Genomic DNA, 19,430 nt, shown 5'->3' on the forward strand with positions numbered 1-19,430 from the left:
TTATGGCGATGCGTTTGAATGAAGATCTGGACGACAGCGGCGAACTGCATGAAATCAACGTGACGCCGTTTATCGACGTCATGCTGGTGCTGTTGATCATCTTTATGGTGGCCGCGCCGTTGGCCACGGTAGACATTCGCGTCGACTTGCCGGCGTCTTCTGCCAAACCGCAGCCAAGACCGGAGAAACCGGTATTCCTGTCGGTGAAAGCAGACAAACAACTGTACGTGGGCGATCAACCCGTCAGTGCGGATCAATTGACCCGCGTGTTGGATAAGCGTACTCAGTCGAACAAAGAAACCACCATATTCTTCCAAGCCGACAAAACCGTGGATTACGAAACGCTGATGAGCGTGATGGATACGCTGCGCACTGCGGGGTATTTGAAAGTCGGGCTGGTGGGCATGGAAGGCGCAGCGAAGTAGCTGACGTTAATCGTATTACTGTGCGCTTTTTTAATTCGGTGTAATTGGAATTGCCGCAAACGTGCGGTGATCTCTGTAGCAATAATGGACGGCAATTGAAGGGGCTGAAAGGCGCAGCCCCTTCACCCGCGCCTACGCTTAACATAGTCAGCCCGCTGCGCGGGTACCCTCACTGCGTTGCCGTTGCCTGACGGGTCGGCTCAATGAACGTCCATGTTCACATCGCCTCATCTGGCCGTCCTGGCCAGATGCTCCTGACAACTGCGCCTTGTTCGGCTGCCTATGATGCGCTCTCAACGTCAACACCCCCATCCTCAATCACCGGGTAATCTCACCCAATTAAAATCGATAGATTTGGTGAGTGAAGCACGGGTGTTGACGCCATTGAAGGCGCCGAACGGAGAAACGGAGCATAGGCAAAACCGCCAGGACGGCGGTTTTAGGCGAGTTATACAGGGATGTATATCGTAGCCGGCCGTTATGCGCAGTGCCGCAGTGAGGGACGTTGCGCCAGCAACCGCCTGATTTGGCAAGGGCTCGGGGTGCAGGGGGCGCAGCTCTTGGCGCTCCCTGCTCGGTCGCGGTCATCCGCGTTACATGAAACAACCCACGTTTAGCGACCGAAACTTACTCAGCAATGACAAATTAAGCGCTAATTACCCACGCGCATAAGCCGCCGCCCTGGCGATTTGCTCCTCCGTCGGGCGCACACCGGTATACAACACAAATTGCTCCAATGCCTGGATCGCCGCCACTTCTGCACCCGTAATCACCTGTTTACTCTGCTCACGCGCATAGCGAATGAGCGGAGTCTCGACCGGCAGCGCCACCACATCAAAAACAATCTTCGCCGCAGCGATAGTTGCAGGCTCAAACGCCAACTGCTCAGACTCCGCCCCACCGGCCATGCCGATGGGGGTGACGTTGACCACCATATCGACCAGCAAATCACCCACTTCTGGCTGCCACTGATAACCGTATTGTTTCGCTAATGCTTGGCCTGCCTGCGCACTACGCGCAATGATATGGCCGTTTTTGAAACCGGCATCACGCAGTGCGGCGGTGACCGCTTTAGCCATACCGCCACTGCCGCGCAGCGCGAAAGAGGTGGTGTGTGGCACCTGATACTGTTTCAGCAAATTGGCGACGGCGATGTAATCGGTGTTGTAAGCCCGCAGAAAACCGTCGTCATTGACGATGGTATTGACCGAATCGATAGCCTTGGCGGAAGGATCGAGCTGGTCGAGGAAGGGGATGCAGCTCTCTTTGAACGGCATGGAAACCGCACAACCGCGAATTCCCAGAGCCCGGACACCACCGACAGCCGCCTGAATATCCTTGGTGGTAAAGGCTTTGTAGATGAAGTTGAGATCTAACTCTTGGTACAAATAGTTGTGGAAGCGGGTGCCAAAGTTACCGGGGCGACCTGCCAGCGACATGCACAGTTGAGTCTCTTTATTGATTTCACGGCTCATCGAAGCTCCTTTGCTTTGCAAAAAATAACCGTTTCAGCATACGCCAAATAGCGGGAGAGTCAGACTTTTATTTGGAGTGGTGCGGGAAATCATACATTGGCTGTGTTGACGATTTTTGAGATGAGTCTGAGATTAATTATAATTTTTGACACGTTAATTCCCCGCCGTAGCATTAGAGCTTATTTTTCCCTATGGTTAAAATGTTGTTAATGATTTGGATCTGTTTTTTAAATTCGTTTCTAATTATGAATCTATGCGTTTTTATTAATTCCTATGGTAATCATTAAAATATTAACATGATGAATGTTTTTTATTTTACGCATTACTTAACTTGCTAAGTATTTAGCTTATAGTAATGCTTAATTAATATTTAAAAGATTATTTAAAAAACATTCATTATTGTTGTTTTTATGCTCGGATTTATCCTTTGTTAGAATCCCACATAAAAACAATGGCTGATGTGTTTATTTTTATCCTCTATACTAAAAATAGCGAGGATGAAGCTATTGTGGCATAAATGTCAGTTATTTTTTTGACTACTGTAGGTGCGTAAATGGATGAATAACCCTGCGCCAATTTAAGTTTTTAGTACAGTGAGGCTCTATGACAAACCGTAAGCACTTGACCCCCTCTGAAGTTGAACGTCTGCTGGTAGCGACCCAGCATGGGAGTCATCCAGAAAGAGATTACTGCCTGATTTGGATGTGTTTTATTCATGGTTGCAGGGTGAGTGAGATCAACCGTTGGCGCCTTTCTGATCTCGATATCGAGGGGCGGAATATCTATATTCACCGCCTGAAAAATGGCTTCTCTACCATTCACCCTTTATATGCCAAGGAGCTTAAAGCATTACGATCTTGGTTAAAAGCGCGGAAAAACTACAAAGGGGCAGAGAGTGACTGGTTATTCCTTTCAGAGAAGGGAAATCATTTATCGCGACAGCGGATCTATTGGTTAATACGTCATTGTAGTGAACGTGCTGGATTAGAGGTTAACGCCCACCCGCATATGCTCAGACATAGCTGTGGTTTTGCCTTGGCAGACAGGGGAATTGATACCCGATTGATTCAGGATTTCTTGGGGCACCGCAATATTCAACACACCGTTCTTTATACCGCGAGCAATGCGGGGCGGTTTAAAGAAGTATGGTAATTAGAATGTAACGTTTTATTATTAGGGAGACAGTTTGAACCAAACTGGCGCCCACTCTAAGGATTTTCCTTCAGAGTGTCAACATTTTCTCCATGGATATTTTTTTTCTTGTTTTTATCTTTATTTATCAACTAATTATATTGTTAAAATCGTTTTGTTTTCGTTAATTTTTCCCACGTTATTCTTTGTTTTTCCCCTCCTTCTTTGAAACTGTAAAATACCCTTAAATTAAATAATGGTTTTATGTGCTGTTTTATTTCAATTTACCTCGCTTGTTTGGTTTGTATGAACTGTTTTTTGTATTTTTTTAGTGATAAAAACCAGAGGAGACAGTTTGGTTCAGAATGACTCGTCGGGTATTAAAGGCTTATTTGCTCGATGGCTTATTTAACGGGAGAGGTTCCCGCAAGAACTAAATAAAAATGGACTGACATAAGGCTATGTCAAATATCACTGTTATGCACTCGAGTGCATTCATTATAAAGGAAAGTAGTATGAAAAAGAACCTGATTGCTGTTGCTGTATTGGCTTCCTCTGCGTTTGGTGTGTCTGCGTTTGCGGCTGATGGCCAAGTGAACTTCACCGGTGAAATCATCGATGCGGCTTGTACTGTGGTGAATACCCCTGCCAGCCCACTGAATGTGCAACTGGGTAAAGTAGCGAAATCTGCTTTCACTCAAGCCGGTGATAAATCAGCGGCCACCAAGTTCACCCTGGCACTGCAGAACTGCCCAGACACAGTCAGCAGCGCAACTGTGAAGTTTGACGGTGTGTCAGTCAGCGGTGACAACAGTGTCTTGGCGTTGACCCAAGATGCAGGCGTGGCGACCGGTGTCGGTATCCAGTTGTCTGACGATGCTAACACTGTGCTGCCACTGTTTACTGAGTCTAAGTCGTATGCACTGCAGTCTGGCACTGTGACCAACAACCTGGACTTCGTGGCTCGTTATATCGCCACTTCAGCCAACGTGACGGCAGGTCCGGCGAACTCTACCGCCAGCTTCTCCATCAACTACAACTAAGGTTCTGCTTGCCCGGTGTTTTGGGTTGGCATCGTAAATACGGGCCGGCGGCAGCATTGCCGGCCTTTTTTCTCTCTAATGATCGGGAATATGTAATGAAAGTAATATCTACAGCGTTGCTGGCGACCTTGCTGGTGAGTGCCAGTGCCGCTCAGGCCGGGGTGATTGTGGGCGGTACGCGCCTGATTTATGACGGCGGTAAAAAGGAGTCTTCACTGAGCGTCAGTAACCCGGACAAGGTGCCGTACCTTATCCAGACATGGGTAGAGACCACCACTGGTGGCGCTGAGAAAGCCCCCTTTATGGTGACGCCACCGCTGTTCCGTTTGGACGGTGGGCAAGAGAACGTGCTGCGCGTGGTGCGGGCGGGCGGCAGTTTGCCGTCGGATAAAGAGTCCCTGTACTGGATGAATATCAAGTCCATCCCGTCAGCGGCGAAAGACGAGAACAAGAACACCCTGCAGATTGCGGTGAAGACGCGCATCAAACTGATTTACCGTCCGCAGGGGCTGAAAGGGGTGCCGGAAGAGCAGACCGAGAAGCTGAGTTGGAGCCGCAGTGGCAATAACCTGCAAGTGACCAACCCGACGCCGTTCTACATGAACTTCCAGGAAGTGAAAGTGGCGGGTAAAGAGTTGCCGGACGTGACTTACGTGGCGCCGGGTAGCACGGCAAGCTTTGCTCTGCCAGCCGGCGTGAGTGGCGGCAGCCTCAGTTGGAAGCTGATTAGTGACTACGGCGGCGTCGGTGCCGAGCACACCAAAACATTATAAAGACAACCTATAGCGACAAGGCGATACCCACAGCAGTTGGTACCTCACAGGTAGTGTGAGGGCAAGGGACACAGGGTAAAGATTGCCCTGCAGGTAACGGAGTAAATGGATGAATCACCACACAAGTCCGGGCAGGGCTAAACCTGTCCCGCGCGTCAGTCGGTTGGCGTATCTCATCGCCGCACAATTGGCGCTATTAAGCGGTCTGTCGTTTGAAGCGCAGGCACGCGACTTTTTCAACCCGGCGTTGCTGGAAATCGACAACCCGCATCAGGGCAGTACCGACCTGACGGTGTTTGAAGACGGGGCCTCACAGGCACCGGGCACTTACCGGGTCGATGTCTACATCAACAACGAACAGCAGGACACCCGCGACGTGGTGTTCAGCTTGCAAAAGGGTGCAGACGGCAAAGAGAGTTTGCAGCCGTGCCTGACGGTGGCGCAGTTGAATGAGATGGGCGTCAAGACCGACCTGTTCCCAGGATTGGGTGATGCCAAGGCGCAGTGCGCTACCCTCAGCGCCATTCCGCAGGCCAGTGCCGAGTTCCGCTTTAGCGCCCAGCAGTTGCTGCTGAGTATTCCGCAGGCGGCTATCTCGCAACAGGCACGCGGTTATGTACCCGAAAGCCAGTGGGACAACGGTATCCCGGCGCTACTGCTCAACTACAACCTGAGTGGCGCCAACACCTCGGCACGTAACAGTAATAGTAGTGACAGCGACAGCCAATATGCCAACCTGCGCCCGGGTATCAACATCGGGCCATGGCGGCTGCGCAACTACACCACCTGGAACCGTGACAGCAACGGTCAGGACAAGTGGAACACGGTTTACACCTACGCGGCGCGTGACATCGTGTCGCTGAAAAGCCAGTTGGTGCTGGGTGACAGCAGTTCGCCGAGCGACGTGTTCGACAGCGTACCGTTCCGCGGGGCGCAACTGGCCTCTGACGATGACATGATACCGGACAGCCTGAAAGGCTACGCGCCGGTGGTACGTGGGATTGCCCGCACCAACGCGCAGGTGATTATCCGCCAGAACGGCTATGTGATTTATCAGAGTTATGTGTCGCCGGGCGCATTTGAGATTAACGACATGTTCCCGACCGGGGGCAGTGGTGACTTGTATGTGACGATAAAAGAAGCCGACGGCAGCGAACAGCAGTTGGTGGTGCCGTTTGCCTCCTTGCCGGTGTTGCAACGGGAAGGCCGCCTCAAATACGCGGTGACCAGCGGGCAATACCGTTCGTACGACGGCAGTGTCGACAAGACCCCGTTTACGCAAGGCACGGCGATTTACGGTCTGCCACACGGCTTTACCGCCTACGGCGGCGGGCAGTTTACCAGCAAGTACCAGTCACTGGCACTGGGTGTCGGTAAAAACCTGGGTGACTTCGGCGCGATTTCCACCGACGTGACGCAGGCGTGGTCAACCATGGATGAGCGGCAAAAAGAGAATGGTCAGTCATGGCGTATCCGTTACAGCAAGAACATCGTGCAGACCGGCACCAACTTTGCCATTGCCGGTTATCGCTACTCGACCGACGGTTATTACAGCTTGCAGGAAGTGCTGGACACCTACCGTGACCAGAACAGCATGCCCCTGAACGAGCGTCGCCGTAACCGCAGTGAACTGACCCTGAGTCAGAACCTGTGGAAAGATGCCGGCAGTCTGTCGCTGAGCTGGATAAGTGAAGATTACTGGAACAGTGACCGCACCATGCGCTCGATTGGTGCCGGTTATAACAACAGTTGGAATGGCATCAGCTACGGGTTGAACTACAGCTACAACGAGAACGCGACCGCCAGCAGCAGTAACGGCGGCGGCAGTGGCAAGGTCTACAACCGTGACCAGGTGTTTGCCTTCAACCTCAGCGTACCGCTCAACCGGTTCCTGGGTAACACCTACGCGACGTATAACCTGAACACCAGCAAACAAGGCGGCACCACCAACACGGTTGGCCTGAATGGCACGGCGCTGGCAGACAACAATCTGAGCTGGAGTGCACAAGAAGGCTACAGCAGCGGCAGCACCGGAACCGGCAACAGCGGCAACCTGAATGCGGATTACAAAGGCACCTACGCCGAAGTGAATGCCGGTTATGCCTATGACCAGAACAGCCAGCGGGTGAACTACGGCCTGCAGGGCGGGATAGTGGCGCACCAAGACGGCATTACCTTTGGGCAACCGCTGGGTGAAACCATTGCCTTGGTGAAAGCGCCGGGTGCCAGCGGTGTCGGCGTCAGCAACCAGACCGGGGTGAAGACCGACTGGCGCGGTTACGCCATCGTGCCGTACAGCACGCCGTACCGTAAGAACCTGGTGCAACTGAATACCGAAACACTGCCGGATGATGTGGACCTGATGCAGACCACGCAAAACGTGGTACCGACAAGGGGTGCAGTGGTGCGAGCCAACTTTACCGCCAACGTCGGCCAGCGGGTGCTGATGACATTACTGAGACAAAGCGGCGCACCGATTCCTTTCGGTGCCACGGTCAGTGACCCAGCCCAAACCACGGCACAGGGCTTTATCGTCGGTGACAACGGTCAGGTGTATTTAACCGGCTTGGCAGACAGCGGCAGCCTCAATGTGAAATGGGGCAGTGCGGCAGACCAACAGTGTCAGGTGAATTACACCCTGACGAAACAGACAACAGAGAACACGGGCGTTCAGGTAATGAACGGGCAGTGCTTGTGAGATGGATTCTATGAAACGTAATACAACTTTGATACTGGTCTTTTTTGGTGTGTTGGTTGGAGGTGTTTTTGTTCCACGGATTGCTTTGGCTGGGTGTACTGCTGGCGCAGCACAGAACGTGAGTTTCCCTGCTTATGCCATACAACGCGATTTACCGATTGGTTCTGTGTTGGGGGAGGTGACGAGTGCTGGGGGGATAATATATACATGTACGGGCAATGGGCCTCAGAATGTTGGTGGTAGAGCTTATGGGACTATTGGACCTTGGTATAATAATATGCCGACTTTCCCCACCAATGTGCCGGGGATAGGGTATGCTCTCGCTGTTTCATCTGCATGTGATTCTCTTACGTATATTGGTCAGAAAGCTTTATTCAATGGAATTCCGAACAGTTTGAGTAACTGTGGTACTTCTGGGATATGGCCAACTGTTAATGGTTCATTTAAGTTAACATTATATAAGACAGCAAGTTTGAATACTGGTTCGAAATCCGTGCAGGCGCAGAAAGTGGGGGCATTTATTACTTCATTAGATGGTGTAATGCAGCCCGAAGTGCCGATGAATATCACATCATTTAATGTCACCGTTCTGGCTTGTTCTATCAACAATACAGCTATTCAGGTTCCTCTAGATAATGTGAATGGGTCTGTATTTACTTCGGTTGGAACTACAGCCAAGCCAAAAACCTTTAATGTAGGGTTGAACTGTGATAAAGGGGCGAGGATTAACGTCCAGATGACCGGTACCCAAAATACCGACAGCAGCACCGCCGGAGTCTTGCAGTTAACCAACGCTGGTGCGACCAATGTCGCCAAAGGTGTTGGGATACAAATTCTTTATAATAACGCGCCATTGGCACTGAACAATAATATTGTGCTGAAAACCTCTGCTGGCGGGCAAGAAACTTTCCCGTTTGTGGCGCAATATTATCAGACTAAAAATCCGGTCACTGCTGGTGCTGCTAATGCCACTATGACATTGAATATGACCTATCAGTAAATAATCAGGCTATTTATTATAACAGCCAAGTAGTAAATAAAGTTTGCGCAATGGCGCTCAATACACTCAAGGAGATGGGAGGGCTTTCCCTGCCTGAGTACATTATTAAACACAAGGAATTATTTATGAAAAAACAGGCACAACAATCTTTATTAGCCGCATTGGTGTTGGCAGCTGGTATTCATCAGGCGATAGCTGATACGCCGGTGCAGGTAAATATTACCGGCAATGTGATTGCTTCGCCGTGCACAGTCGATACCGCCAACTCAAACCTGAACGTTGATTTAGGCAATATTCCGGCAATTGACATGGCTTCGGCAGGTTCATATGGAGGTATTCAGCAAACCTTTAGCGTAGCGCTAAAAGACTGCCCAGGCAGTACGACTAAAGTTACCGCCACCTTCTCTGGCCAGCAGTATGCTGCTGATAGTAACCTCTTTAAAAACACCGGCACAGCGACCAATCTCGGGGTAAAAATCAAACCAGATGCCGCTGTTTGGACTGACATTACTGTAAACCCGAACCAAAGTACTTGGAGGAAGGATGTGTCTTCCTCTACACACGCGGTTTCCTTCTCATTTAATACTCGTCCTTATACTACAACCGGTAACGTAACGCCCGGCACCATCATCAGTACCATGCAGGTGGCATTTACCTACCAGTAAAGGATTGTGATCGTAAAAGGCTGTGAAGAAATGATGCGCCGTCACGCTGAATTAACTCAAGGACGCAGGGGGGGAGCCCCTGCCCGAGTACATTACTAAACATCAAGGAGTTCTTTATGAAAAAACAAGCACAACAGTCTTTATTAGCGGCATTAGTTTTGGCAGCGAGTATTCATCAGGCGATGGCGGATGCACCAACGCAAATTAATATTACCGGCACTGTGATTGCGTCGCCGTGCACGGTCGATACTGCTAACTCTAACCTGAACGTCGATTTAGGCAATATCCCGGCTACCACCTTGGCTACTGCAGGGAGCAGCAGCAGTTGGACACCCGGTTTTAATGTGAAAATGAAAGATTGTCCGGCAAGTACTACAAGAGTCACTCTTACTTTAAGTGGCACAGCTGACACGGCTAATCCAAACAGTATGTATAGAAATGGCGGAGGTGCCTCGAATACCGCGGTTGAAATACAAGGGATGGGCGGGGAGTTAATGGGCAATGGCAAGAGCTTGCCTGTGGCGACCGTAGCCGCTGACCATACCGCATTATTTACTATGAAAGCGCGTGCCTATACCCAAACTGGGAATGTGATGCCGGGCACTATCAGTACCGTGGTTCAGGCCAGCTTCACTTACCAGTAACCGTTATGGGTTCTCACCGGCCTCAGAGGGAGTTGCCATGCAATACCGAACAGTCAGTTTTATGTTGGCATTCACCGGTCTACTCGGCGTTGCTGCCCATGCCACGGACGTCAACCTGAGTGGCACCGTGATTGCCAGCGCCTGTAACGTCGATACTGGCTCAGTGAGTCAGGACGTCAATCTGGGGCGGGTGCAGAAAAAAGACCTGCAAACCGCGGGCAGTGCCGGGGACTGGCAGCCGTTTCAGGTCAAACTGGTTAGCTGCCCGGCCGCTACCCGCGCAGCGACGGCGCATTTTAGCGGCACGCCATTCAGTGGTGACCCAACGTTGTACAGCAACACCGGCGATGCGCAAGGGGTGGCGGTGCAGATGACGCAAGCTGTCGACAAAACCAAAGTACAGGGCAACGGCAGCAGCATGACGGTGACGATTGATGCCCAGCGTAACGCCACTTATGCGTTGGCTGGGCGGGTGATACGCCCGGCGACCGATACCGTGGTACCGGGCACCGTGAGCAGCGTGGTGCAGATGAACTTCACCTATCAGTAAGTAACACCTAGCCCAGGGAAGGGCAGAGAAAAAATGGATCAGTTAGCGTTTTGGTTAATGGGCGTAGTGGGGCAACATACCAGTTTGGAGCAATTACTGGCCGGGTTGGTGGTGATGTTCTGGCTGTTTGGGGTATTACCGGTGGGATTGGCCTTATGGTTGCTGGACAGTTTGTATGAATAGCCGAGCCACACCACGCCCTCGTTTATTGCTGTTACGTGCGGGTTTGTCATTGTGGCTATTTATGGCCGTGATTACTGGACTAACAGGATTATTATCTTTTTATTGTTAATCCTGTGTTTGATTAATTATGTCGGCACTTTACTTTCTCGTGCCGACGTATTTAAAAATAATAAATTTTATTTAGTAACGGGAATCAGTCTCAACGGAAGGCAATATTATGCTGCTATTAATTGTTGTATTAGGCGCAGTCAGCGCATTCTCGTTTTATAAACACCACCAGAGAATGAAAATAAGAATATTACGTTCACGGTGCGTTAATCATTACAGGAGATGACAGGCTTCCCATTAGGGAAATCATGCGGGCAAGCCGACGTCATTATTAAAGGAAGAAAAAACATGATGACATCTATAGAAAGGATCGAACCGAATTCTTGCGCTGCGTCCCATGACGTTTGCTGTATTGGACAGGTAGCGATCGTTGAAAGTTGCCCAATGATCCAAGCGGGGATCCGTCGCTTGCTCGCACAGCCTTGTTTTACCGTGGACGAATGTTTGGGTACTTCGAAGGTGAATGACCTGCCGCGGATGATGTTACGCCACAAAATCGAACTGGTGGTGATGGAACTGAGCGGTGATGAGGAGTTGATACTGGATGGCCTGCGGGTGATCAGCCAGTTTCAGAGCACTTGGCCAAAGACACCGCTGATTGTCTGCACTGCGCAAGCAGATGCACGGTGGCTAAAACAACTGGTGCCGATGGGAGTTCGTGGTATCTACCTCAAGCAAGATCCGCTATCAGCACTGACCCAGTGTGTAAAGCGGGTGATGGCTGGCTACTACAGTTATAGCCCCCAAGCCAAGGAGTTACTTGAGTCACACAACGTACGCTCGACGCCACTGACCTGCCGTGAACTGGAGGTATTAGAGTGCTTGTTTACCGGTAAAAGCGTCACCAGCACTGCGCTGACATTACACCGAGATGTCAGAACTATCAGTACCCATAAACGTAACGCGATGCTCAAACTCGGGTTCCATAACGACTGTGATCTCTATACTTGGGGCGCTGGGTTGCCTCAGGGCAGTGCAGTGTAAAGGGGAGGATAATCATGACTGATTTATTAGAAAATAATACGCTGGCTATCATCGCCAGCAGCCCGCTGACCCAACTGGGCATCGCTCAGTTTATTCAAGATTTACATCCTGGTTATTGCTGTGTTCTGAATTCATCGTCATTGATTTCATTAGAAAAAATGCTACGGGAGATCCCCATCACTTTGTTGGTGGTCGAACTGAATGGGACACCAGAAGATCAAACACAGATGGCCGATCGGCTGTGGTTGTTGAGCGCACATTACCCACAGTTAAAAATCGTGGTCTACACCGCCAGTCGCGATATGGCGATCTTAACGCTATTACACTCCTTGAGTGGGGTTAGCCTGATTGCCCGGTATGAGCCGCCAGAGCTGATCCGTCAGGATATGCGGCAGGCTTTAACAGGACGGCGGGTTTGTAGTTCCAGTATCAAGAGAAGCCTCAAACGAGACTGGGAAGCGCTGAGCTTGGCACCAAGCACATTGACCAAGAGCGAACGTAATGTGCTGACCCACCTGTTTGCTGGGCTGAGCTTGAGCGAAATTGCCACCTTATATCACCGCAGCATCAAGACCATCAGTGCGCACAAATGTAACAGTATGCGTAAGCTAGGGGTTCGTAGTGATGCGGAGCTTTTCCAGATCCCGCGCAATGAAGTTGTCCTAGCGGGAAACACACTCACCGATAACGCTCACTGATAAACTGGCGTTAACCGGACGTTAATCCACACAGGTAACTGAGTAATGAACCTCGATAACAACAACCCTGTGCTCTCTGTGGCGGTGGTGTCTTCGTGCCAAATGGTGCAACGGGCGTTGCAGGCACTGTGCCACTGTGGTGCGGCGCAGTGGGTCTGGCAGCATGATCAATACGACGTCCAGCAGGTTGAGCGTTTGCTGGTGCGCCCGACGGACGTGATTATCTTGTCGTTGCATGTGTATCAGGACGATGTGCAGCAAGGGATGCGTTTGATTCACACCCTGCGCGCTACCCATCCTGAGCTGCGTTTGATGGTGGTGTTGGATGTGCCTATCCCATTTTTGGTGTCGAGCTTACAACGGTGCGGGGTGGATAGCATCGTGACATTGGCCTTGCCGTTGGCAGACTGGAAAGTGCAGTTGCAGCGCGCGGGTGCGATGACTCAGGGGGATAATCCTGTGGGTGCTCAACGCGAACAACTGTCCCCGGCCGAATCCCGCGTGATGTGTTATCTGGTACAAGGACATTCGATGCGGGAAATCGCCGGATTAACGATGCGCAGCGTGAAAACCGTGACCGCGCAAAAAAGCCGCGCTATGCACAAAATGGGAATAGTGCACTGTGCCCAACTGGTGGCGGTGCAATCGGTGCTGATGGACAGCCTGCGCGTGCACTCGAGGATGGCCTGGCAACCTGATATATCGGGCAGGGACCTCGTTCGATTTTATTGATAGTTCATCTGCCCTGCGAAGGGCTCAGGATACACGCGTTGTCGTGTCTTACAGGAGTTTATTGTGAAGCGAATTTTTCTTTTATCGTCCCGTCCTGTGGTGTTGGGAATATCGTTGTTGTTGCTGGGTTGCCAGAGTGCACCGCCACAAACCGAAAAGCCGGTAAACCGCGCGGTTACCGCCAGCCTATCGACCCCGAAAGTGGAGAGTATTCCGCTACCACCACCGGCGCCACCGGCCAGTCCGGGGCGCGAAAAAATCGGCCAATGCCAGAGCGAACTGGCTTCGCTCAAACAACTTAACGCCAAACTGTATGCACAGCGCAAAGCTCAGTTCGACAGTCTGGTGTCGAGTGCCGGTGTATATACCGGAGTGCGAGAAGCGGTGAATAGTCAAACCAAATACACGCTAGATGCGTTGTATAAATACAAAACCAATCTGGTGTGTGCCGACATTGAACGTGATGTGCTGCAGGCACTGGTGCGGCGTGGAGAGAGTGTGAAATGAAACATCGGTTAGTCTGTGGTGCCCTGCTGGCGCTGACCTGCGGCGGCGTACAGGCCGAGGAAGCCTCCCAAACACAAACGCTGGATTCGCTGGAAAGCATCACCCAACAAACGGATGAGGCGCCGGCTTTGCTGTATTTAACGCCATCACAAGTGGCTTCGGCAGCGGAAGAGATGGCCAAACCGGTACCGCATCGGGTGAAACAAAACCGGGCAAAGGATCAAACTGAAAGTAGCAGCCTGCGTGAGCTCAAGGCGCAGCAGGCGGTGATTAATCAGTTGGCAGCCAAAGCCAGTCAACAGACCGCTGAACTGGCTCAACTACGACAACAACTTTCAGATGCTGGGCAAAACAATGCGCAGTTAACCACGTTACAAGCCACGCTCAAGCAAATGCAGCAAGACGACGAAAACCTGAAACAGCAACTGGCAAGCCAAACCGATGCGCTGAAAGCCACACAAAGCGAGAAAACCACCCTGCAACAAACGCTGACCGCCAACCAAGATGAACGCACGGCGCTGCAACAGACGTTAACTGCCAATCAGACCGAACGCACCGCATTACAAGCCCAACTGGCGGCGATGAAAACCGAACTGGAGAAAGCCCAACAAACGCAAAAACCGACCGTCACCGTACCGCAAACTGGCGATGGCGCACGTGATTATGCGATTGGTACTGAGCTGGGCGCAGAAATACTGGCGTTGCTGGAAGAGCGTAGCCGTGATGGCATCACCGTCGATAAAACGTTGGCATTGGCGGGGGTGGAAGACAGTTTTAGCGGCAAATACCGCCTTTCAGCCGACAAAGTCACTCAGGCTCTGAAAGCGTTAACCACTGCGCAGCAGACCCAAGATCAAGCGCTGAAAACCCAGACCGAACTCAAGGGCAGTAAATATCTGGAGTCGTTCAAAAAGCAACCACGGGCGAAAAAGGCCGCACTCGGTTACTACTACCGGATTGATTATCAAGGTAAAGGGGCAATGGCTGGCGATGATACGGTCGCCATCGTAGTGAAAGAGAGCCTGACCGATGGCACGGTAATCAAGGATATGGAGGTTGCTAACACCTCGATATCGCAGCCACTGAATGCTTATCCCCCGCTGTTTAAAACTGCGCTGGGGCAGCTACAAAACCACGGCAGCATGACGTTGGTGGTGCCGCCTGCGTTGGCGTATGGCGACAAAGGGTTGCCGCCGTCAATCCCGCCGGGCTCCACCATGGTGTATACGGTTCGGGTGTTGGATGTGATCCCACAAGTGGGAGCCACGGAAAGCAAGAAGTCATTGGCCGATAGCAAATAACACCGATTCGATTGCCTTTACTATTCTCCCGGTACTCCCAGTATGATTGGGGGATAGTAAAGGCAGATTTAAAACAAATAGATTGTACAGATCCGCCGTTGGATCAATATGGCATCAGAAATGCCAAGTGGCTGACACATTGCCAGAGAGTGAATCGTAGCCCGAGCGGAATAGATCACTGGCGACTCCCGCACCCAATTCAACATCTTGGTTTATTGGGTAGCGAACACCGGCTTTTAGCCCCATGGAATCACGTCCGACTATTGTGTTCTTGCTACTAAAACTGGCACTGCTGTAATTAGCAAAGCTGGCTGTTTGTACCAAATCGGTATCCAGCAGTTCATGATCCCAAGTCAATTGCAGATTTGTGGTGATCACGGAACCAGAAGCGAGCGGAAGATCCCAATGACCGTTGACACCAAGGCTAGAACGTAGCGAATTGAAGGTATTCGCATCCAGTTGTAAGCGACTGCCATTATTGCCAGATTCTGTGGTGCCTCGACGAGATAATGTCGTGTAATTCAGCGCAACCAGCGGACCGGCGCTGAAACCTTCACTCAGTGCCCAACGATAGCCGCCTCCGGCCATCAGGGAGCCCGTCAACCCACTCCAATCAGCATGGTTTCTGGCGGTATAGTTCTCTACATTCACGCTACGATCCATCTGCCCATCTTCGTATCCAAACCGACCATTGCCGAACAGATAGGTGCCTTTCTGTCGCTCCTCAGCATAACGAGCCTGTATACCGATATCGAAAGCGGTAGTTTTACCGGTCCCGTTTTCCGGTGATTTAACCGTGACTGACTGACCACTCATGGCACCGTGGAAGCCAAATACCCAGTTCCGATAATCTGCACTTTGCTTTTCAGCACCAAAGACAACGCCATAACTGGTGGCGTTATAGCCTACGTGATTACCTTGATTTTTTTGCCAGAAACCACCACCAAAAGGGATGGCAAAACTCCGCCACTCATCATCCACTAATTGTTCTGGTGCTGTCGCAAAATGACGGCCACTGATGATGTCGGCTATCTGTTGCTCTCGGTTGAGAGAGCTGGCAAATAGGGTGCTATAACCTGCGGGAGAAAGCTGTTTTAACGCGCTGCTGATGGTATTGCCATTAGCGGCAGAAAAATCGAGCGTGGTATACAAGGGCTGCATATCCGGTTGTGCAATAGAGACGATGCGATCCAAAGCTTGCCCTACCTGCTGACTATTATTGTCCTGCGCATACTGGCTGTAAGCATCGGGCTTACGCAGCATACTCAGTTGCCAAGTATTTGCCCCTTGCGAAAGGGTTTGCAATGTTAGAGTGGGGGAGTTGAGCTGACTGTTTACGCTGTTGAATTCGCCATGGCTTGCAGCAGCATTAAACAGATCCGTCGAGCCCATTTGCCAGTTTGTGGCGTACCAGTCGCGTTGTGGAATAAAGGTTAGCTGACCATTAAGCGTAGCATTGCCATTGACGGTGAACCGGTCATGTCCGCCATGACCATCTAACTCAAGCAGCAGTTGCCCATTCACACCTTGTTGGTAGTTCCCTGTTACCGTTATTTGCCCCAATGAATTACCCGGTGCGAGGATGCCATTGTTTACAAAACTGCCGGCCTGATTCAGAACATAATCGCTGTTCCCGGCCAATGTAGCCCCCGGAGCGATGGACATACTGTAAATCTGATGTTCGCCATTAAGCGACGTTATCCCGCCGTTGGCATTCAATGCCAAGTTATTAATACCTTCAATGTTCCCTTGATAATTAAACGTGAAGTTAGGATCGATTTGCTCAGTTGCACACCCTTGTGAATCAGCCAAATGACCAAAAGAGAACTGTGTCAGGCGTTGTTGCCCATAGACATCCCGTTGGTCGTAATCGGAGTAAATATTCCCGACTAACTGAGCCCCGTTTAATATGTTGACGTGGTTAACGAGTGCACTTTGCGACATATAAATCGCCGCGCCTTGGCCTGCCACTCGTCCACTGATATCGACATTATTGACCAGTGCTCCGGTTAACTCCGGCATTAATGCCACCGGATCTCCGTTTACTGTGCGTATATAGGAGCCTCGGTATTCACTACTATTCCCCAGCAGGTTGTTACCAAAGTCAAAACTGAGTGCGACGCCGTTTGTTCCCAAGGCTTGAACCTCACCGCGCTGGGTTAGATTATGATCTTTGCCATAGGTAAACATGACGCCTCGCCCATTGATTCCATCCGCATAAATACGTGTGCCGGGTTCGATGCTCAGCCTGTTGTTCTGCCCATCCACGCGAATACCGGCACCACCGGCTCCTTGAGTGAGCAGATCCGCCTCTTGGAATATCCGGTTATTGCTGCCATAGACGTGCAGACCGAGGCCTAATGTCGCGGTATTGTACTGACCGGGAATATAAGCCTTGTTTTGCGTATCACGCAGGGAATAGCCGTGTTGATTAACCCAGGTTTGACCATCGCCATAGATTGAGAAACCAAAAAAGTTACGTCGGTCTATCTGGTAACCCATATCTTGTAGCACAGCCAGTTCCGCTTCCATAAAAGTGGTGTAGTTGCGGTAATTCTGGTGACTCATCAAGCTGTTTTTCAGCTCGCTATGGCTCATGTAATTATTATCAACCGTACCTGCATCATTTAGCATTTTTACCGGGACGCCAGGCATCGCTCCGGCCAATACTTCAGTGACGTTGTTGCCAGCAAAATAGCCTTTATCGAGCCGTACATCGAACCCTTGCGGATCGTAAGGATTATTGCACCCTTGGCAAAGGATCACTTGGCCGGGTTTTGCCGGGTTCCCGTTGTCGTCCCGTAGGTTTTTGGTCCATAAATTAAAAGGTTCATCAGGATTAAAAATAGGGGTAAATGTATCGGCACCATCACGGTCATAAACCATATTTTCGATACCCAACCCGTGAGCCAATTCGTGAGCGGCAACGATTTCAAGATCGGTCTGACCTATACGGGGTAATTGGGCGGGTACATAGGGCTCATGGTCATATTCCAGCTTACCGATAACAAATTGAGCATGAGAACCAAAAGACAACTCTCCCACATCGATGCCATTTAATGTGCCTTGTAACTGTGAGATAGATAACTCGCCGTTGTTTATCCGGTCGCTCTGACCCGCCGCGTTGGCGATATCAAAGGTGCCAACATTGATGATGGCGGGTAGCTGTTCTGGTTCTGGGGTAATAATTTCAGCCCAGTAACGCATAGCGTCGAGTATTTTTGCTTTCTGTTGTTGGTTGATATTCCAGGTTGATTCTAACGCCGTGTTATCGCTAGACATAAAGGGACCATCTCCCACGTCAAAGAATCTCACTTGAAATACGGCACTCCCCTGAGGGTTGTAGACGAGATAATTGTCTGCGGCATGTAAGTAATGGCTAATCGTCGACAAACACGCTAAAGACACGGCCAATGAAAGTTTTTTCATACTGAACATCCTTGTGCTGGTTTAGTTTGTTTTCCATATGATAGGTATCACAGGTTACCTAACAGATAGGTCAACAGATTTTATAAATAGCATGTTAAGTATGGCGGTGAAAGAGGGCTTAATACCGTAGGGGGGCTTGGGGAGAATAAGAGTATATTGTACTGATTTATTAATTGCCTCATGACACAAATATAGCCATTCCATATGTCTATATTTTTGTCATGAGTGGTCGTTAACTCACAGTCAACTGAGAGAATAACTTCTATTGTCAGTTTGCAAATGAAATGGGTGATCAGACTGTCATATGAGTATGGTCGAAATTTTTATGTCATTAATATCGTTAAAGGCTAAGTTAAATCTCGATAGTTCTAAAACGCTCGACATTACTCGCCGTGTAGATAACGGTGTTTTGAATATTTCTATGGCCAAGATAATCTTGGATCAACCGGGTATCCACGCCTTTGTCCGCCAGCGCATAACCACAAGCATGTCGTAACATATGAGGGTGAACCGGAACTTCTATCTCTGCCATCTCACCGTATTTGCGGATGAGGCGATACAGATGTTGGCGAGATAACGTGCCACCATTGCGTGAAAGAAATAGATACTCACCATCGGCTCCTAGGTAGCGAGGGCGTTCTGCTAACCATTTGAGGAGCAGTTCTTTTTCACGGCCTTGGATTGGGTGCTGTACGGAAAAGCCGTTTTTGAGTCGATTCACACTCAAACGATTCTCCTCTAGATCCAGATCCTGCAACCGCAGGCTGCGTAGCTCAGTGATACGTAACCCATGAATGAAGCACATGAGTAGCATACATTTATCACGCAGAGTATTGCCCGTTTCGGGAATAACCTCCAGTAGGCGTCCGACTTCAAGTGAACTTAAAAATTTGCGATTGGTTGTCGTTGTTGTCGTCATTGCTGTTGTCGTTGTCATGATTTATAGCTCCAGAGGTTTTTGAATTTTTCGAAAGAGGTTTGCTTTCGGTGTGGGGCTATTTGACTACAATGAGACATTTCGTATCAATCAATTGGGTAGAAAAGTCATTTTCTAAAAATTAGAAGTAGCTACACTTCGAAGGGA

18 protein-coding genes are annotated in these 19,430 nt (G+C 50.3%); 15 read left to right on the forward strand and 3 right to left on the reverse strand.

Features of this window, described 5'->3' with window-relative positions; genetic code table 11:
• The first annotated feature begins 2 nt into the window (after window positions 1–2).
• The gene (gene exbD, locus AC3ISQ_RS03440; RefSeq protein WP_489350578.1) at window positions 3–425 is read left to right on the forward strand and encodes a TonB system transport protein ExbD; all 423 of its coding nucleotides are present in this window, start codon (window positions 3–5) and stop codon (window positions 423–425) included.
• 656 nt (window positions 426–1,081) lie between these two features.
• Here exbD and AC3ISQ_RS03445 read toward each other — a convergent pair.
• Entirely contained in the window at window positions 1,082–1,900 is an 819-nt protein-coding gene (locus tag AC3ISQ_RS03445) for a shikimate 5-dehydrogenase (RefSeq protein ID WP_489350579.1), read from the reverse strand.
• Window positions 1,901–2,503: 603 nt separating this feature from the next.
• Between AC3ISQ_RS03445 and AC3ISQ_RS03450 the strand changes: the two genes are divergently transcribed.
• From AC3ISQ_RS03450 to AC3ISQ_RS03515, 14 genes are all read left to right on the forward strand, one after another.
• Window positions 2,504–3,052, forward strand: coding sequence for a tyrosine-type DNA invertase (locus tag AC3ISQ_RS03450; RefSeq protein ID WP_489350580.1), 549 nt, complete (start codon window positions 2,504–2,506; stop codon window positions 3,050–3,052).
• Window positions 3,053–3,546: 494 nt separating this feature from the next.
• Window positions 3,547–4,074: a fimbrial protein gene (locus AC3ISQ_RS03455; RefSeq protein WP_489350581.1), complete on the forward strand. Its 528-nt coding sequence runs from the start codon at window positions 3,547–3,549 to the stop codon at window positions 4,072–4,074.
• Window positions 4,075–4,169: 95 nt separating this feature from the next.
• Window positions 4,170–4,847 carry a fimbrial biogenesis chaperone gene (locus AC3ISQ_RS03460; protein ID WP_489350582.1) on the forward strand — a complete coding sequence of 226 codons (678 nt, stop codon included), beginning with the start codon at window positions 4,170–4,172 and terminating at the stop codon, window positions 4,845–4,847.
• A gap of 109 nt (window positions 4,848–4,956) precedes the next feature.
• Window positions 4,957–7,545 (forward strand): fimbria/pilus outer membrane usher protein, encoded by a 2,589-nt coding sequence (locus AC3ISQ_RS03465; protein WP_489350583.1) that lies wholly within the window; start codon window positions 4,957–4,959, stop codon window positions 7,543–7,545.
• A 10-nt stretch (window positions 7,546–7,555) separates the two neighbouring features.
• The gene (locus AC3ISQ_RS03470; RefSeq protein ID WP_489350584.1) at window positions 7,556–8,545 is read left to right on the forward strand and encodes a fimbrial protein; all 990 of its coding nucleotides are present in this window, start codon (window positions 7,556–7,558) and stop codon (window positions 8,543–8,545) included.
• Between the two features lie 125 nt (window positions 8,546–8,670).
• Complete coding sequence (locus AC3ISQ_RS03475; protein WP_489350585.1) at window positions 8,671–9,210, forward strand: fimbrial protein; 540 nt, start codon at window positions 8,671–8,673, stop codon at window positions 9,208–9,210.
• 116 nt (window positions 9,211–9,326) lie between these two features.
• Window positions 9,327–9,854, forward strand: a complete 528-nt coding sequence (locus tag AC3ISQ_RS03480; protein ID WP_489350586.1) for a fimbrial protein — start codon at window positions 9,327–9,329, stop codon at window positions 9,852–9,854.
• A 37-nt stretch (window positions 9,855–9,891) separates the two neighbouring features.
• Window positions 9,892–10,404, forward strand: coding sequence for a fimbrial protein (locus AC3ISQ_RS03485; RefSeq protein ID WP_489350587.1), 513 nt, complete (start codon window positions 9,892–9,894; stop codon window positions 10,402–10,404).
• 33 nt (window positions 10,405–10,437) lie between these two features.
• Window positions 10,438–10,587, forward strand: a complete 150-nt coding sequence (locus tag AC3ISQ_RS03490) for a hypothetical protein (RefSeq protein WP_489350588.1) — start codon at window positions 10,438–10,440, stop codon at window positions 10,585–10,587.
• 396 nt (window positions 10,588–10,983) lie between these two features.
• Window positions 10,984–11,679 carry a LuxR C-terminal-related transcriptional regulator gene (locus AC3ISQ_RS03495; RefSeq protein WP_489350589.1) on the forward strand — a complete coding sequence of 232 codons (696 nt, stop codon included), beginning with the start codon at window positions 10,984–10,986 and terminating at the stop codon, window positions 11,677–11,679.
• Window positions 11,680–11,693: 14 nt separating this feature from the next.
• A complete protein-coding gene (locus AC3ISQ_RS03500; RefSeq protein WP_489350590.1) occupies window positions 11,694–12,377 on the forward strand; it encodes a LuxR C-terminal-related transcriptional regulator in 684 nt (227 codons plus the stop codon).
• A 45-nt stretch (window positions 12,378–12,422) separates the two neighbouring features.
• On the forward strand, window positions 12,423–13,109 hold the full coding sequence (locus tag AC3ISQ_RS03505) for a LuxR C-terminal-related transcriptional regulator (RefSeq protein WP_489350591.1): 687 nt from the start codon (window positions 12,423–12,425) through the stop codon (window positions 13,107–13,109).
• A 63-nt stretch (window positions 13,110–13,172) separates the two neighbouring features.
• Window positions 13,173–13,616 carry a hypothetical protein gene (locus AC3ISQ_RS03510; protein WP_489350592.1) on the forward strand — a complete coding sequence of 148 codons (444 nt, stop codon included), beginning with the start codon at window positions 13,173–13,175 and terminating at the stop codon, window positions 13,614–13,616.
• Window positions 13,613–14,917, forward strand: a complete 1,305-nt coding sequence (locus tag AC3ISQ_RS03515; protein WP_489350593.1) for an FKBP-type peptidyl-prolyl cis-trans isomerase N-terminal domain-containing protein — start codon at window positions 13,613–13,615, stop codon at window positions 14,915–14,917. The genes AC3ISQ_RS03510 and AC3ISQ_RS03515 overlap by 4 nt, the downstream gene beginning before the upstream one ends.
• A gap of 114 nt (window positions 14,918–15,031) precedes the next feature.
• On the opposite strand, the gene AC3ISQ_RS03520 is transcribed toward AC3ISQ_RS03515, so the two are convergent.
• Both AC3ISQ_RS03520 and AC3ISQ_RS03525 read right to left on the reverse strand, forming a co-directional pair.
• Entirely contained in the window at window positions 15,032–18,199 is a 3,168-nt protein-coding gene (locus tag AC3ISQ_RS03520) for an autotransporter outer membrane beta-barrel domain-containing protein (RefSeq protein ID WP_489350594.1), read from the reverse strand.
• A 499-nt stretch (window positions 18,200–18,698) separates the two neighbouring features.
• Window positions 18,699–19,283 (reverse strand): tyrosine-type recombinase/integrase, encoded by a 585-nt coding sequence (locus tag AC3ISQ_RS03525; RefSeq protein ID WP_489350595.1) that lies wholly within the window; start codon window positions 19,281–19,283, stop codon window positions 18,699–18,701.
• Window positions 19,284–19,430: the final 147 nt, after the last annotated feature.

The organism is Serratia sp. KH_031, assembly GCF_057839655.1.